The sequence below is a fragment of the Plectonema radiosum NIES-515 genome, assembly GCF_025753815.1.
GTDB lineage: Bacteria > Cyanobacteriota > Cyanobacteriia > Cyanobacteriales > Nostocaceae > Hassallia > Hassallia radiosum_A.
In genome coordinates this window covers 1-17,421 of record NZ_JAOWRF010000213.1, presented here as the reverse complement: position 1 = coordinate 17,421, position 17,421 = coordinate 1, and the positions used below count along the sequence as shown (strand labels likewise).

11 protein-coding genes are annotated in these 17,421 nt (G+C 42.5%); 4 read left to right on the top strand and 7 right to left on the bottom strand.

Annotation, left to right across the window (positions count from 1 at the left end):
* Positions 1 to 102: 102 nt before the first annotated feature.
* The 3 genes from OGM63_RS14550 to metH form a co-directional block, all read right to left on the bottom strand.
* On the bottom strand, positions 103 to 1,617 hold the full coding sequence (locus OGM63_RS14550; RefSeq protein ID WP_263746299.1) for an NF038130 family PEP-CTERM protein: 1,515 nt from the start codon (positions 1,615 to 1,617) through the stop codon (positions 103 to 105).
* A 658-nt stretch (positions 1,618 to 2,275) separates the two neighbouring features.
* Entirely contained in the window at positions 2,276 to 2,437 is a 162-nt protein-coding gene (locus OGM63_RS14545; protein WP_263746298.1) for a hypothetical protein, read from the bottom strand.
* Positions 2,438 to 3,381: 944 nt separating this feature from the next.
* Positions 3,382 to 6,957: a methionine synthase gene (gene metH / locus OGM63_RS14540; RefSeq protein ID WP_263746297.1), complete on the bottom strand. Its 3,576-nt coding sequence runs from the start codon at positions 6,955 to 6,957 to the stop codon at positions 3,382 to 3,384.
* Between the two features lie 469 nt (positions 6,958 to 7,426).
* On the opposite strand from metH, the gene OGM63_RS14535 reads away from it, so the two are divergent.
* Positions 7,427 to 8,245 (top strand): peptidoglycan recognition protein family protein, encoded by an 819-nt coding sequence (locus OGM63_RS14535; protein ID WP_263746296.1) that lies wholly within the window; start codon positions 7,427 to 7,429, stop codon positions 8,243 to 8,245.
* A gap of 432 nt (positions 8,246 to 8,677) precedes the next feature.
* Positions 8,678 to 9,256, top strand: coding sequence for a Uma2 family endonuclease (locus OGM63_RS14530; protein ID WP_263746295.1), 579 nt, complete (start codon positions 8,678 to 8,680; stop codon positions 9,254 to 9,256).
* 262 nt (positions 9,257 to 9,518) lie between these two features.
* On the opposite strand, the gene OGM63_RS14525 is transcribed toward OGM63_RS14530, so the two are convergent.
* Both OGM63_RS14525 and ribBA read right to left on the bottom strand, forming a co-directional pair.
* A complete protein-coding gene (locus tag OGM63_RS14525) occupies positions 9,519 to 10,700 on the bottom strand; it encodes an RNA-guided endonuclease InsQ/TnpB family protein (protein WP_263746294.1) in 1,182 nt (393 codons plus the stop codon).
* Between the two features lie 319 nt (positions 10,701 to 11,019).
* Positions 11,020 to 12,693: a bifunctional 3,4-dihydroxy-2-butanone-4-phosphate synthase/GTP cyclohydrolase II gene (gene ribBA, locus OGM63_RS14520; RefSeq protein WP_263746293.1), complete on the bottom strand. Its 1,674-nt coding sequence runs from the start codon at positions 12,691 to 12,693 to the stop codon at positions 11,020 to 11,022.
* Positions 12,694 to 12,943: 250 nt separating this feature from the next.
* Between ribBA and argC the strand changes: the two genes are divergently transcribed.
* The gene (gene argC, locus OGM63_RS14515) at positions 12,944 to 14,002 is read left to right on the top strand and encodes an N-acetyl-gamma-glutamyl-phosphate reductase (RefSeq protein WP_263746292.1); all 1,059 of its coding nucleotides are present in this window, start codon (positions 12,944 to 12,946) and stop codon (positions 14,000 to 14,002) included.
* 382 nt (positions 14,003 to 14,384) lie between these two features.
* Here argC and OGM63_RS14510 read toward each other — a convergent pair whose 3' ends face one another.
* A complete protein-coding gene (locus OGM63_RS14510) occupies positions 14,385 to 14,636 on the bottom strand; it encodes a hypothetical protein (protein ID WP_263746291.1) in 252 nt (83 codons plus the stop codon).
* A gap of 187 nt (positions 14,637 to 14,823) precedes the next feature.
* Between OGM63_RS14510 and OGM63_RS14505 the strand changes: the two genes are divergently transcribed.
* On the top strand, positions 14,824 to 15,027 hold the full coding sequence (locus tag OGM63_RS14505; RefSeq protein ID WP_263746290.1) for a hypothetical protein: 204 nt from the start codon (positions 14,824 to 14,826) through the stop codon (positions 15,025 to 15,027).
* Between the two features lie 626 nt (positions 15,028 to 15,653).
* On the opposite strand, the gene eno is transcribed toward OGM63_RS14505, so the two are convergent.
* Complete coding sequence (gene eno / locus OGM63_RS14500) at positions 15,654 to 16,940, bottom strand: phosphopyruvate hydratase (RefSeq protein WP_263746312.1); 1,287 nt, start codon at positions 16,938 to 16,940, stop codon at positions 15,654 to 15,656.
* Positions 16,941 to 17,421 lie beyond the last annotated feature (481 nt).

Below are 17,421 nucleotides of genomic sequence, written 5' to 3'. Positions count from 1 at the left end.
GTCTTTAGACCACAGAGTGTCAAAACATATTTATTTCAATTGAGTTGCTGAAAAATTGCCAAAATCAACTTATTAAATTTAGCAAACTGTGAAATACAAAACCTATGCGTTTTTCAGACGCTTGCGTCGAGAAGCAATTACTAAACCACCAACAGCAACTAAACCGAAAATGCCTGAAGGTTCAGGTACTGTTTTGTAATTTTTACTCCAAGAATAGATCCCGGTGTGAGATGTGGTATCATTCGTCTTGTTGCGATCGCCTGCAATTGCACCGGAATCAGTTGCGCTGAAGCCAAAAGCGTAGTCAACTTGATTGTTGAAAGTAACTTTGGCAATTTCACTAACTTGGAACGGTGTATTTGTTGTGACTGCTGTTTGTGCTAACTTCAGCAGTATCCCGTCAAAGATTACATTTCCTGTAGAGTTACGAGCAAAGTCTGAGGATTTAGCAAGATAATTTGGGTTAGGGATGTCTTTGTTGTAAGTTGGGTTAGGGATAGGTTTGTTGTAAGTTGGGTTAGGGATAGGTTTGTTGTAAGTTGGGTTAGGGATAGGTTTGTTGTAAGTTGGGTTAGGGATAGGTTTGTTGTAAGTTGGGTTAGGGATAGGTTGATTGAAAGTTGGATTAGGGATAGGTTGATTGAAAGTTGGATTAGGGATAAGTTTGTTGTAAGTTGGGTTGGGGATAGGTTTGTTGTAAGTTGGGTTGGGGATAGTTTTGTTATTTTTGACTATAGTTGGTTTCGTATCTATAATTGTTGCTACGGTATCTTTAATTGTTGCTCTCGTATCTATAATTGTTGCTTGGGTATCTACAATTGTTGCTCTCGTATCTTTAATCGTTGCTTGGGTATCTACAATTGTTGCTCTCGTATCTACAATTGTTGCTACGGTATCTTTAATTGTTGGTCGAGTATCTACAATTGTTGCTCTGGTATCTACATATTTTCCCGCTACATCCAAGTGTCCAACTAAGTCAAGTTTCAATTTTCCAGTATGTTTATCTATTTGACTTAATGCAATCCCTCCAATGTTAGGATCGCCAGCAGAGTTGAAACCAGTGCTGCTCAGAGTAGTAACTAAAAAACCAAAGTTAGTATTAAAATCTTTGAGCATATTAGAACCAGCAGTTGTCGGAATGCTTGATAATAATCCACTGTAAGCATTACCAAAGCCTTTTAACCATGATGTTGCTAATGTAGCGTCAGCCCAGTCATCTTTAGTGACACTTTCTACCTTGACGGTGTTTCTTCCTAAATTAGCACTGAAGCCAACGTGATCTGTGACAACTTCACCATTTGTAAATAGTTCAACGTTGGTAGCACTATCGTTATCTGTTAAAGCTGCGATCGCTTTATCAATATTGCCAGAGTTTTTGGTATCGTTTAAAACTTGTCGGTTCACACCACCAATACCAGTGTTATCGGATTGTGCAGAACCATAAGTCCAGGTATTGATGTTAGGTTTATTCGCATCTGTGTTATTGACACCGTTGGTGGTGAATTGAATCTTACTAGGTTTGGTAAGGTTTGTAGCGAAAGCTGGAGTTGAAGCGATCGCACTCATGCTAGCTGCTGCTGTTGCACCGATTAACAATTTTTTGATCGTGACTGTCATGATTTTCTCTCTAATATTTTATGTTGTGCGAAGACTCTGCTTACTTGCAAAATATTCAGCCTTTCATTAGCTAATTTAATTTTTATCCACTTGAATCGGGTAAAGTGGAAGTGAATTTATAGAGCTATTTAGTTTAAGAAAAACGCCTTTTCACACTGACAGTATTTAGTATTTATACGCGATTCAATTTATTATCAGTAATTTTGCTCAAATCAGCTTTAGCAGCACATTGATATCGTTATTATTGCGTTTTATTGCCCTGAAGAAAGGAAGAGTGGAGGCAATACGGTTCGGATAAGAAATATTTGATAAACCAAAAACCTTCTAGAGACGCTCTTTGTATCACGTCTCTACATACCCTAAATCACCACGAAAAATCAGACGAGCGAACCGTATTGAGAGTGGAGGACGAGTCGTCTCAACACGAACACCACATGTGAGACCAATATGGTTCGGTTAACGTATGTAGAGACGTTCCACCGGAACGTCTCTACAAGGGTTTTGGGTTCACAAATATTCTTAACCGAACCGTATTGCATGTGAGACTCGAAGGGAACCGGGAGCAACAAACTAGCGCTCCCCTTCCCCATGCATTTTTTTGCCGGAAGCGAGCAACCGGGTTAGCTTCAAAGGCACACCCGGTTTTTTGGTGTTTTACCTACCCCACGGGGTAGAGGCAATCTTCACGACGACCACCCCCGCGATAAGTACAATCACTTATTGAATTAGGTAAGCCATAGCTGGTTGATTCGTAGGCATTGAAGAGCACTGGCATGGGAAAAGCGATCGCGCTAATGAACAAAACTGCTAAAATTTTCATCGGTTTAGCTACTCGGATATTTCATTCATCAGGAGTAGTCAGCTAATACCGGGTGCTTTCTCAAAACTTGTTTAGTCTTAAACTTTGGCTAATGGCAGTTTGGTGCGGTTGAACAAGTCCCAAGGGTGATAGTTAAAAAAATCAGCATTTTATTTGAGCAAGCGAATATTCACATCTGCGACAAATTCCTGGTGTAAGTCTTGATCGCAGCAATCAAAGTCAGTAAACCAAAAAGTTTATCAATCATCGCTTTTCGCTTTTCGCGTAAGTATTTTTTAAGTACGATATCCAGAATCTATTCTGTCTTTCAACACCTTAATAATGACAATGCGTAAATTTTGAATTCAAAAGAGTTTTTTTGCCGATGATTTCATCAGTTTTTTCATTCTTCTTTGGTGATGAATAAAATAGCGATCGCAACTGCTGACTTTTCCCGTTAAGTCTCTCAATATCGCTGCCAACCCTCACTCTTGTCGTGCAATTTTAATCAGCTTTGCCACAGTCCATAAAATAATTTTGCCAGAGGTCTAATAACGTCACAAAAACATCGCCGAACGGCACGGAAGCCCCTTGGCAATAGATGCGGGGAGGAAGTGCCAACGGCGACTTTAGTCGCATTCAATTTTAGATAATGATGTTCTACCTAAATTCGGTGAAAAACCTGAAGGGTGGAAAAGCAGCGGTACTCGAATTACTAGAGGTCAATTCAAAACTTCAATCGGAATAAAAATAAACGCAGATTGTAATGGTGCTGCAAATATTATCAAGAAAGTAGCTGCAATATTTAAGTTTGACTTAAGTGGAGTAGGTAGAGGTTGTTTAAGTCAGCCTAAGAAAGTCTATTTATGGACTCTTCAGAAATCCCTGTCTCTTTAGAGCAGGGAAGCTTAACCTGCACTTCAGGTATCCCTCTCCTTATTATCAGGAGAGGGAAAAATACGAGATTACGCGCTAAAGTACTTCGCTACCGGGTGATAGCAAATAATCGCTGTTGTAGATTGTTCTGGATAAATCTGCTCACTTTCATCCATGTGCATCTTAATCCTATCAGTTCCCAACAACTCCAGTTGCTTATACTGATCCTGCATATTCGGACAAGCCGGATAGCCAAAACTATACCGCGAACCGCGATATCTCTGCGCCAAAATGTCCCGAATATTATCCGGTTCATCAGCCACAAAGCCTAACTCACGTCGAATTCGAGCGTGCGTCCACTCAGCCAGCGCTTCCGCCACCTGCACCGCCAATCCGTGAAAATACAGATAATCAGTGTATTGATTAGCGGCAAACAACTTCTGAGCAAACTCCGTCGCAACCTCACCCACAGTCACAGCTTGCATCGGGAACACATCAATAATTCCCGACCCCTTCGGCGCAAAGAAATCTGCAATACAAAGCCTCCTCAACGACCTCTGCCTCGGAAACTCAAAACTTGCTCTTACCTCTGCGTCACGCCAGTCGCCACAACGGGGGGAACCCCCGCAAGGCGCTGGCTCCTCTGCGTCTCTGCGGTTCGTATCATAAACATACAGCGTATTCCCCTCAGCCTGACAAGGAAAATACCCATAAATCACCTGGGGATGCAACAAATTCTCCTCAATAATTCGCTGCTTCCAACTTTCCAAAATTGGGTAAACCTTCTCATTCAAAAAAGCCTGATATTCCTCCTTAGATTGTTCCTTCGGCTTGCGGAATTGCCATTGTCCAGCAATCAAAGCTTGCAAATCTAAATAAGAGAATATCTCCTCAAGTGAAATATCACCAGGCTGGAATAATTGCGTACCCCAAAAAGGTGGTGTCGGACGTTCAATATCCACCGTCACCGCTTCAGAACGACGAGTATCTATTACCTTAGGTTCATCAGATTCTTCTTTGGCTTTCTCTTCTGCTACTTTATGCCCATTTCCTGACCCTTGTACAGCTTCATTCAAAAATCCCTGCAAATTATCCCAATCTCCTTGGGATTTTGCGGGCATTAATTTATCCATGAAATGCAAGTCAGAAAATGCATCTTTGCCGTAAACGACTTTACCTTTGTAAGCGTTTTGACAATCTTCATGGACAAACTTCGGAGTCAACGCTGCACCACCTAAAATTACGGGGACAGTAATTCCCTTTTCGTTGAAAACCTGCAAATTTTCCTTCATGAAAGCGGTAGATTTCACCAGCAAACCACTCATGGCAATACAATCAGGTTGATGCTTTTCGTATGCTTGAATGATGTTTTCCACCGGTTGTTTAATTCCTAGATTAATCACCTTGTAACCGTTGTTCGACAAGATGATATCCACCAGGTTTTTACCAATGTCGTGAACATCGCCTTTTACGGTAGCGATAATAAACGTTCCCTTGCCATTATTGCCTGATTCTGACTTTTCCATAAACGGTTCTAAAAAAGCAACCGCCGCTTTCATCGTTTCCGCAGATTGTAATACGAAAGGTAGCTGCATTTGCCCGGAACCGAACAATTCACCGACAACTTTCATCCCATCGAGCAAAAAGACATTTATAATCTGTAAGGGGGGATAGTTCTCTAAAGCCTTTTGCAGATGTTCCTCTAAACCGATGCGTTCACCGTCGATGATGTGACGCTTGAGACGTTCTTCGATGGGGAGACTTTCATCCAAAGAGCGATCGCGTTTGGTTGTCACTCCTTCAAATAATGTTGTCAGTTCTCCCAAGGGGTCATAAACGCAGACATTACCCTCAAACCTCCGGCGATCGTAAATCAACTCAAGGCAAACTTCTTGATGGCGTTGTTCAATCTTAGAAAGTGGTAAAATCTTGTTAGGACTAACGATCGCCGCATCCATTCCCGCAGTCATTGCTTCGTGCAAAAACATCGAGTTCAGCACTACCCGCGCTGCTGGGTTTAAACCGAAGGAAATATTCGATACACCCAAAATTACATGACTTCCCGGCAACTCTTGACGAATGCGCCGAATCGCTTCTATTGTACCTTTTGCGTTTTCTCGGTCTTCTTCAATCCCCGTAGAAATTGGTAGAGCCAAAGTATCAAAGAATATTTCTGTACCCGGAATGCCGAATTCTACAGCTTGACGATAAGCACGTTGAGCAATTTGGAATTTTTTCTCAGCAGTTCTCGCCATTCCATCTTCATCGATAGTGCCAATGACTACCCCAGCACCATACCTCTTCGCCAACTCCAACACCTTCAAAAAGCGGGGTTCCCCGTCTTCATAGTTGGTAGAATTGAGCAAACACTTACCACCGGCAACCTTTAAACCCGCCTCCATTTTTTCCCATTCAGTGGAGTCGAGCATCAAAGGCAGTGTAACATTATTAACGATGCGCGAAACCAATTCGTGCATGTCTCGTTCGCCATTACGTCCCACATAATCGACGTTGACATCGAGGATGTGTGCACCTTCTTTGACCTGTGCCCTTGCCATTGAAACGAGTCCATCCCAGTCTTCCGCGTTGAGCAAATCGCGGCACTTTTTAGAACCGCTGGCGTTGAGACGTTCCCCGACAATCAAGAAAGAGTTATCTTGGTCGTAGGCTTGGGTGCTGTAAATTGACGCTGCTGCTGGTTCAAGTTCCGGATGTCTAACTTTTGGCTTTAATTCTTTAGCAATTTCTGCCATTTGTTGAATGTGTTCTGGACGCGTCCCACAGCAACCCCCAATCACTTGGACACCCAAATCTTCAACAAAGTGCATCAAAGACATCCGTAATTCCATCGGTGTCAGACGGTAGTGTGCGTGACCACCAACGTTCTCCGGCAAACCCGCGTTGGGAATACAGGAAACGATAAAAGGTGAATGTTCCGAGAGATATTTGATGTGTGGTTTCATCAAATCTGGACCGGTAGCGCAGTTCAGACCGAGAATGTCAATTTTATATGGTTCTAAAATGGTGACGACGGCGTTAATTTCCGTCCCTACCAACATTGTCCCCATCGTTTCCATTGTCACCGACACCATCAGCGGACGGCGATCGCCTTTTTTGACAAAGACTTCTTCAATTGCATTCAGCGCAGCTTTAATTTGCAGCACATCTTGACAAGTTTCGACGATAAACAAATCGACACCACCATCCCACAGTCCTTCTGCTTGTTCGGCAAAAGACGCTTTCATGGTGTCAAAGTCCATATGTCCCAACGTTGGTAATTTCGTTGTTGGTCCCATCGAACCCGCGACAAACCGGGGTTTCTCTGGGGTGGAAAATTCCGCAGCGACACCCTTGGCAAGTTCTGCTGCGGTTTTAGTTAGGTAATATGCCTGGTCTGCAAGGTCGTATTCGGCAAGTACAATTGAGGCACTACCGAAAGTGTCAGTCTCGATGACATCTGCACCAGCAGCGAGAAAATCGCGGTGAACCTTAGCAACAGCTTCGGGTTTGGTGTGGACGAGATATTCGTTGCAACCTTCGTAATGAGCACCACCGAAATCTTCAGCGGTGAGGTTTTGCGTTTGCAAGTTCGTTCCCATCGCTCCATCGAAGACGAGAACGGGACGGTCTGGACTGTGCAAGCGTTCTAGAAAGGAATGAGTCATATTTTCCTAGAATAATTTACATGAGTCGAGTGATACTCTACTTAATTTAATATTTTCCTCAATTTTTCGCGCTTCGGGAGTATTTATTCAAAACAACTATGTATAAAGATTGTGTAAATTAGGTGTAATATAAGTTTTACTTGATATTGCGCTTTATCGCCCACAGGCTATAAGCCAGGGGCTACATAAACAAAGCCCGCCTACGCGGGCTAATTATCTCTATAGACATAGGCGTATAAATTAAATATGTGTTATGCAAAACCTTTGTAGAGACGTAGCAGTGCTACGTCTCTACATTGCACTGCTACGTCTCTACATTCTTTTTCACTTCTTGTGTGTTATGGGTTAAAAAGCGCGATCGCAAAGTATTCTATTAACCTATTTTTCATTAAAGTTAAGATATTAAGATTATTTTCATTAGTTATTTAATTATACAATAATGAACTTTAAAGACTGGGCGACCAGAGTAATGCTAATTTCTCTGATATTCGTCACTTTCATTGTGGTGCTGCTTGCGGGGAGAGCCACACAACTACAAAAGAATACATCAAATCCGGCGTTGGCGGAGCCCAACCCAGGCATCGCTCCTTGGAATCAATATCCAAATGGACAAATTCCAGCATCAAAAAAACCAAGCACTGCTGCAAATCCTCCCAAATCTCTGTTTAAAACCACTGCCGCTTTTACAAATTACAGACCCCGATATGAGATTGCTTGGGCAGATCCAAGCAACTACGGACAGCGTTATACCAAAGACGTTAATGGCATAGCTCTCAACAATCTACCGATTATAGTCCTTCATGAAACTTCTAATTCTGCTCAGAGCGCGATTAATTTTTTTCAAACACCTCATACCGAGGAAAATGTGCAAGCGAGTTACCACGCGATGATAAAGTTAGATGGGACAGTTATTTATACAGTGCCACCAGGTAAACGCGCTTTTGGTGCAGCTAATTCAGTGTTTGATAGTGCTAACGGTTCAGAAAGCGTGAAAACTAATCCAAATTTGCCACCATCTGTAAATAACTTTGCTTATCACGTCTCTTTGGAAACTCCCCTAGATGGTTGGACTGACACAGAACCAATTCATAGCGGTTACACTGATGCTCAATATTATTCTTTAGCTTGGTTAATCGCTCAAAGTGATGTCCCAGACGATCGCATTACCACTCATCGTTTAGTAGATCGTTCGGGAACACGAATCGATCCCAGAAGTTTTGATGCTCAGAAGTTTCTCAACTTACTTCATAAATATCGTCAAGTAAGTGGTGTTAACAAGGTTAATTAATAACACGCAATAATAGCTAAGTCGTACAGAATTAATTGCACAACCTCATTAGACATCTCCAGAAAACAATTATTGTGACGTAGCACTGCTACGTCTCTTGGGGTTTTGGACAATGCATATTTAATTTCCACGACGTTTGTCTATTAGACATCGACCGCTATGGTTATTATGCGTTGCCCGAAACCATTGTAGAGAAGCGATCGTCCGAAGTCTCTACATTCTTCTTCACGACGTTTGTCTATGACAAACTAGACGCATTCCGTGTACTCTTGCAGAATCGCACTCGCGATCGCGTTTGGGACGAGTTATAACTCAACCATCAATCGTGAATCATGACTCAACAACCAAGAACGCAATAATGAAGTAAGAAAGCTAAAATTAAAGCCTAGCTTGCTGTTCAAAGCAATTTTATACTTATATATTAGGACAGTTATGACCGCAATTACCATCAACTTTAATAATGTCCTCAAACTTAGCGACGACCAATTTTATCAACTGTGTCGTGATAATCCCGATGTCAAATTTGAACGTAATGCTTTTGGAGAACTAATTATAATGTCACCAACCGGAGGAGAAACAGGAAAATGTAATGCCAAGCTAACTACGCGATTTGTTCTGTGGAACGAACAAACTCAATTGGGTGAGGTATTCGACTCCTCCACCTGCTTTAAACTCCCAAACGGTTCCGATCGCTCCCCCGATGTATCTTGGATAAAACTAGAGCGATGGAATGCACTTACATCAGAACAACGTGAAAAGTTTCCTCCTATCACTCCCGATTTTGTGTTGGAATTAATGTCCCCATCCGATAGTTTGAGTGAAACGCAAGCCAAAATGCAAGAATATATGAATGCAGGTGTAAAATTGGCTTGGCTAATTGATAGAAAAACTCGCAGTGTTGAAATCTATAGACAAGGGCAACCAAAAGAAGTATTAGACTCTCCCACAAGCTTATCTGGAGAAGATATATTACCTGGTTTTGTCTTAGATTTACTTTTTGTATGGGGTTAATATTTTCCAAAACTATAAATTGTTTGCGTTTTCAGTTGTTCGCAACAAATCGAAACGACTACAGCGGAGTGAATTTTAACCTGTTGAAGCTGAGTCGAAGGCATTGGCACCCGACACAACTCAAATTATTTTTTAGTCATCTTAAGATGACTTTAGCTATTAGCCATAGGTTTACAACCGCGTGGCAGATGATGATTAATGAGTGACATCTCCTACACTGAACGGAGTACCGTTTCAGTGTAGGCTTCCAGGACAAGGAGCGCTATCGCGCGCGGAGGCTCCTGGCTTTAAGAACGGAATGCCCTACCGCTCTATTTTTTATATTTATCGCTGCGTTATGATCGCGGTCTAGACTGCATCCACAATTAGGACAGTCGTGCCATCTCACATGCAGCTTTTTCGGGACTTTCACGCCACAACTAGAACAATCTTGACTCGTACCAGATGCTTTAACTGGGATAACCAACAAACCAGCTTTCACGGCTTTGTTTGTCAATATCGACAGAAAGGTTGACCATCCAGCGTCCGTTACAGACTTTGCCAATCGTGTTCGTGCAAGCCCTTTCACATTCAAATCTTCAACCGCGATAACATCATATTTTTTCAACAGATTGTTCGCTGTTTTGAAGTGAAAATCTTTTCGTTTATCAGCAACTTTTTTGTGTTGCTTGCCCAATTGTTTGACAGCTTTACGCCTACCAACACTACCTTTTTTCCTGCGAGATACCCGTTTTTGGATGACTCGTAAGCGTTTTTGAGACTTGCGGTAATATTGCGGAATGGCAATAACTTCCGATTCGGAAGTTGTCAAAAACTCTTTTAAGCCAACGTCAATTCCAGTTATGGAATCTGGGTTAAAGTCAGGTTTAATACTTGGAATTGTTGCATCTTCTAGACTTAGAGTTAAATAGTAACCATCAGATTTTTTAGTAACCGAAGCGGTTTTGATTTTAAATCCATCAGGTATTGGACGGTGTAAAATAACTTTAACCCTTCCAAACATGGGAAGGTTAATTAAGTTGTCTTGCAAGCATCCTTCTTTCATCTGTGGATAAGTGAAAGTCCTATAGCGGTCACGAGGTTTAAATCTTGGTCTACCGCTTTTTTTGCCATTACTATCACCACTTAAAAAACGGTCGAAAGTTACCTTAACTCGCTTGACTACATCCTGCAAAACTTGGGAATAAATTTCACCGTAATGAGGATGTGTTTTTTTGAGGTTGGGCAGCGTTTTCTTTTGACTATAATAATCAGGATTATCCTTTAATTCTGCAAGATGACAAACAAGTGGGCAAGCATTGATGGGACAACGATTGCGCTCATACCAATTAAATCTATCAGCCAACAAATAGTTGTACTGTGAACACAGCATTGACAACCATCGGTCTATTTCTATGCTTTGTTGTTTTGTTGGGCGTAGTTTGTATTGGTGAGCAGTTCTCATTTGTTTTTCCTCCTTAACTATATGTTAGCATTTGAGGAAACTTTGAGGAAACAGAAATGAAAAATAAATATATCAGAGTTAGAACATCAGAGAGAAGATTAAATAAGTTACGTTTATATGCAAGTTTAACAGAAAAAACGATGACTCAAGTAATTGATGAAATGATTGACTCGTTGAAAATTCCAGAAACTGGCAATTCCTCATCGACCAACATTACTAATTGAACTACGTTCAATGTTGGACGGAAAGTCAATTCGTCATTGCCTCGCATTCATCTCACACTGACTGAGTACAGTACAGATGTGAGGCTTCTGCTGTTTCAGCTAAAACTATAAATTGTTTGCGTCTTGAGTTGTTCGCAACAAATCGATGAAGGTAAAGTACCATCAGGAAAGGTTTGCCGATCGCATTGCACTTGCAAATGACTCAAAGGGTCAATCCCTGGAGAAATCAGAAATTCAAACTTCTCTATATAAGGTAAAGTGGTTAAATTGTCAAGGATTTGACCGATTGCCTGCACATAAGGATGATTGCTTTGCTGATACCAATCAGGTGCAGCCAGTTGCGCTTGATCCAATCCCAAATGTACAGTTAAAGATGGTTTGTCAAATAGAGCGATCGCTAACGGACGCGCTTCTTCTTGCAACAATAAATCATGGCTTTTGGCTAAATGTCGCAGCTTTTCTAAACGTTCATAACGTTCGGTTACAGCTTCTGGGTCATCTTGCCAATGAATTGCTACCGTTACCAGATACGTCTGCAACAGCATGTGATCCAGCTTTTTCGCCTTTGTTGCCAGATAATAGGAATTGTAATCGGTTGCCTCAATCAACAGCGGTACGCGATCCACTACTTCCAACCCGTAACCCTTGACTCCGGCAATTTTCCTCGGATTATTGGTAATTAAGCGAATCTTATGCACCCCCAAATCCATGAGTATTTGCGCTCCCATACCATAATCTCGCAAATCGGCAGGGAATCCCAAACGCTCGTTTGCCTCCACTGTATCCAGTCCCATATCCTGCAAGCTGTAAGCCTTCAACTTGTTAATCAAGCCGATGCCCCGCCCTTCTTGGCGCAGGTATACTACAACACCTTTCCCTGCCTCCTCAATCATTTTCAGAGCGGCTTGCAGTTGCAACTGACAATCACAGCGCAGAGAACCTAAAGCGTCACCTGTCAAGCATTCTGAATGCATTCGCACCATTACAGGCTCATCTTGAAAGGTGGCTGGGTCGCCTTTCACAATCGCTACATGTTCAGTATTATCCAGGGTATGACGGTAGCCATAAATTTGAAATTGCCCGAACTGACTCGGTAATTTTGTCACAATTTCGCGATATACCAAGCGATCGTGTTTGAGGCGATAACTGATTAAATCGGCAATGCTAATAATTTTCAGATTATGATGTTTCGCATACTCAAATAACTGAGGCAATCGCGCCATTGAGCCATCAGAGTTTTGAATTTCACAAATTACCCCAGCTGGATATAACCCAGATAATCTAGCTAAATCAACCGCTGCTTCCGTATGTCCGGCGCGTTTTAGTACACCGCCTTCCTTGGCACGAATCGGGAAAATATGACCGGGGCGACGTAATTCTGAAGGTTGTGTCCCTGGATTGAGGGTCACTTGAATAGTTCGGGCGCGGTCTTCTGCGGAAATGCCGGTACTGACACCTAAATGAGGACCTGCATCAATGCTGACAGTGAAGGCGGTTTGATTAGTGTCTGTAATATTGCTTACCATTAATGGTAAATCAAGTTCATCAAGGCGATCGCCACTCATTGCCAAACAAATCAGCCCTCTTGCTTCCACCGCCATAAAATTAATCATATCCGGGGTAGCAAACTGAGCAGCGCCAATCAAGTCGCCTTCATTTTCTCGATTTTCGTCATCTACTACCACCACAGAGCGACCCGCTTTCAGGTCTGCTAAAGCGGCATCAATCAAGTCAAATTCAAATGGGGATGTGGTCTGAGACTGCGACACAGAGTATTTCCAACGACCAAACAAACGTAAATTTTTTTAACAAAACCTACTTTTCGATTGTACAACCTTTAAAGGGGAATGGGGCAGGAGGAGTGGGGGAGAGGGGGAGAGGGGGAAAAATAATTGTCCTCCACTCCAGTTTTCAAACGAGCGATCGCATAGCGAACCTAACGCGAATGGGCGCATTTAGTTGATGATAGTTGATAGCCAATAACGAATTTAATCATTTATCGGATAAGGATTTCATATCATGGGCAATTTCAGACGCGTACCCGTTGGCATTGTTGGCGCGTCAGGCTACGGCGGAGTACAGTTAGTGCGACTACTGATGGATCATCCAGAGGTAGAAGTTGTTTATTTAGGTGGCGAAAGTAGTGCTGGCAAACCTTTTGGCGAACTTTACCCTCATTTGGCTCATGCAGTAAATCTACCAGTTGAGGAGGTAGATCCAGAAATTATCGGCGATCGCACTGAAGTGGTGTTTCTGTCTCTTCCAAATGGTCTGGCTTGCGAAATGGCTCCAAAACTCTTGGAAAAAGGATGTCTAGTACTCGATCTCAGTGCAGATTACCGCTTCACTGACTTGACAACTTACACAAATTGGTATAACAAACAGAGAACCGATAGCGCCACCGCTGCTACAGCAGTTTATGGCTTACCAGAATTGTATCGCTCGCGCATTGCCGAAGCCCAGTTAATTGGCTGTCCAGGCTGCTATCCTACCGCTAGCCTCCTCGCACTTTCGCCACTTTTGAAACAAGGTTTAATCATCCCAGAAACCGCCATAGTCGATGCTAAGTCTGGCACCTCCGGCGGCGGACGGCAAGGTAAAATCAACTTATTGCTAGCCGAAGCAGACAACTCTCTAGGGGCATACGGTGTCACCCGTCACCGCCACACCCCGGAAATTGAGCAGATTTGTAGTGACTTGGCGGGGCATGAAGTTATGATTCAATTTACACCCCACCTCATCCCAATGGTGCGGGGTATTTTAGCAACCGTATATGCCACCCTCCGTGACCCCGGCTTGGTGCGAGACGACTTAATTACTATATTTAGAGCCTTTTACCGTAACTCTCCTTGGGTGAGAATTTGCGAAAGTGGCGAATATCCGCAAACTAAATGGGCTTGCGGTAGTAATATGTGTTACATCGGTTTAGAAGTTGACCCACGCACCGGTCGCGTCATTGTTATGTCAGCAATTGATAACTTAATTAAAGGTCAGGCAGGTCAAGCTATCCAATGTATGAACATTATGATGGGTTGGGATGAAACCCTCGGTTTACCCAAGTTGGGATTTTATCCTTAAATCAGTTAGGAGTTTTACCAATTTGACGTGAGGCTGCACATAACGCCCTCAGGCGCTTTAGCTTGGGGCTACACGATCTAAGCCCACCTGCGTGGGCTAATTCTATGCATCTTTATATGAAATCCCTTGAACCACCACTGATTAAAAAGGTTAATTCGGTCCCATTCCTACAGTACCGGCGTAAACGGCGCGATCGCACTACTTAAGATAATGCGATCGCCTGAGCGTATATGCCAAATCTAGGTTTATGCAAAGATTTTATATAGTAAATATATAGGCAATCATCAACCCTGCTCCGGTTTTGAAGCAGGGTTTATTTTTTGTACTGGGTCTAAGTTCAAGATGTTTTCACGCCATCGCCTGAGAGATTGATTTTCTTCCCTCAGACGGGCAACTCCCCCAGTACTATTTGCTCTAACTTGATTAGCCTCTCGTCTCGTTCCTTGAGTTCTTTTTCAAATTTCTGCTCCAGCTTGACAAGTTCGACATCCTTTTTTGTTGATAATCCCAGATATTGCTTCATGTAATTTACGAGCAAATCAGTAGCGGTTGTCCCTTCTTCCCTGGCTTTGTGAATAAAATCTTTTTTGATTTGTTCTTCAACGCGGATATTTAACTGATCGCTATCAGCCATTAACTAACCTCCACAGCATAATCAAACATTGGGCGATGTCTACACAATAGCCTATTTAATCTATTTTGCCTATGCATATATATTATACATAGGCGCTGTATTGACAAAAATGGAAATAATGCCTATACTATATAGGCAGGAGAAAAACGAAAGCCCAATACTAAACAGCTACCAGGGGGTGACGACAATGCCAAAACTAAAAGACCTAAAAAACGAAGCCTTCAAACTAGCACTTAAACTCGGCTTAACTTGCACCACCACCAAGCAACTGAAAAAACGCGGCTTGACCAAAGGGTTGGATATGCGCCGGAAGGATGCCTGGGTTAGTTTGTTAAATCGTCTTGAAGCCTTGAGATTTGGCGTGGTTGTGCCTCATCTGCTGGCAGCTTGATAAATAGCAAAAAACAATTTATCACCCGGTGACGGTAGTTAGCCTGGAGAACAACATATTACTGAACAAGGAGAATATGAAGAAGTAGATCGGAGTGGGTTTTTCCCAGATTTAGACCCAAATTTGTTATTACAATATATTGCAATGCCTGACCAGTATGATGCCGTTCAAGAGTTTGAGCGTGTTATTCGATGTACAAACTAACGCCTAACTTTCAGAACTTCTTTATGTTTAAGTTCGCCTAAATAATTCGCGATTTTTTTGTTTAAACTAATATCTTGCACTATTCCCAATTATAGCGCTTCTCGGTTGTGTGCAATACGCGGTGTAGAGACGTAGCACAGAATAGTCTCTACATTTATTTTTTGAATATGTATGTGATTCAAATGAGAACCGCTATAGCGTCCAAACCCACCCAGAGTTAAAACTCTATCTCTAATAGCTCAAGTCTACTTAAGTAGACTAAAACCTTTATCTAGTCGTATGAAGACGAATGAGCGCTATTAGCCTGATAAATTCATTCTAAGGCGGTTGTTGGGATTGGTGCAAGATGTCAGTTTAAACTAAAAAAACAAAAGGTAAAAGTTAATATCTTTCTTTTACCTTTTGCCCTTTACTTTTTACCTTTATTTCGGTCCCATACCTACAGTACCAGCGTAGATGGCGCGATCGCCTAATTCATCTTCTATTCGCAACAAGCGGTTATATTTGGCTACACGTTCGCTGCGACACAAAGAACCAGTTTTGATTTGACCGGCACGAGTTGCTACCGCTAAATCGGCAATAGTCGTATCTTCAGTTTCACCGGAACGATGGCTGATAACTGACCGGAAACCGTTACGAGTCGCTAAATCAATCGTTTCCAAAGTTTCTGTTAACGAACCAATTTGATTAAGTTTAATCAAAATGGCGTTAGCGGATTTTTGCTCAATGCCTTTTTGTAAGCGGGTGACGTTAGTTACAAATAAATCATCACCTACTAACTGCACGCGATCGCCTAATTTAGTCGTAAGTAACTGCCAATTTTCCCAATCTTCCTCATGCAAACCATCCTCAATCGATACAATCGGATATTGATCGACTAATTGCCCTAAATAATCAACAAATTCAACTGGGGAATGAGGTTTACCGTCATAGACATATTGTCCTTCCTTGTAAAACTCACTCGCTGCCACATCCAAAGCCAAAGCTACTTCTTCCCCTGGTTTGTAACCAGCTTTCTCAATCGCTGCCACCAGCAATTCTAAAGCAACCTGATTCGACTCTAGGTTAGGGGCAAAACCACCTTCATCCCCCACGCCGGTGAGGAGACCTTTATCATCCAACACTTTGGCGAGAGTGGCAAATACCTCTGCACCCCAGCGCAAAGCTTCCCGGAAAGAAGACGCACCAATGGGGACAATCATAAACTCTTGAAAATCCACATTATTTGAAGCATGTGCCCCACCGTTAATTAGATTCATCAACGGTACTGGCAACAAATTTGCCAAAGGTCCACCCAAATAGCGATATAGGGGAAGTCCTAGAGAATCGGCACCAGCTTTAGCGGCGGCTAGGGAAACTGCTAAAATCGCATTCGCGCCCAAATTGGATTTATTAGCCGAACCATCTAAAGCAATCATCGTGCGATCGATGAGTTCTTGGTTCAGGGCATCCATGTTGATTAACTTCGGTGCAAGTCTCTCTTTGACGTTCTGCACCGCCTTCAGCACCCCTTTGCCCCCGTAACGACCTTTTTCGCCATCCCGCAGTTCGTGCGCCTCAAAAGTGCCCGTAGACGCGCCACTAGGAACCTGTGCCAATCCGACAGCACCGTTGACCAAATGTACTTCGGCTTCAATTGTCGGTCTGCCACGAGAGTCGAGAATTTCACGAGCAGCGATCGCCTCAATAGCAGTATCTATGTTAATCATCTTTTCTTCGTCCTCTAGATGAAAGCGTTTTTGCCGCTGAAAGAGCAAACAGCCTATTGCTTGACCCGACGATCTAGCATAGGCGTTTCCGGGGCTTTGTACGCTCAGATTTAACAACATTTCCAGAGACTTGCTTGCCGACGCTGCCTGCAAGATTGTAGTTATTGCTAAGTAAAAATACAGTGTAAGTTATAAAATCATCACATCAATTTTGATCTAACAGTGCCCAATATTCTCAAGTTTTAGTCAGTATTGGCAGTAATAATATATATGGAATCACACAGATAGTGCGTAAGTCCTATCTGTGTGTGCGGCAATGTTCTTTGATGGGAATCACAAAAGAAATAATAGGAATTGACACTCTGCCCTCTTAAGAGAGGCAGATTCTTTAAGGCTTGCTTAAAAGGGATAGTCAAATATCCCCCTAGACGCTCAAAACAACTACCTTTAAAGATGCTGCAATTGCGCTTACTTTTCAATT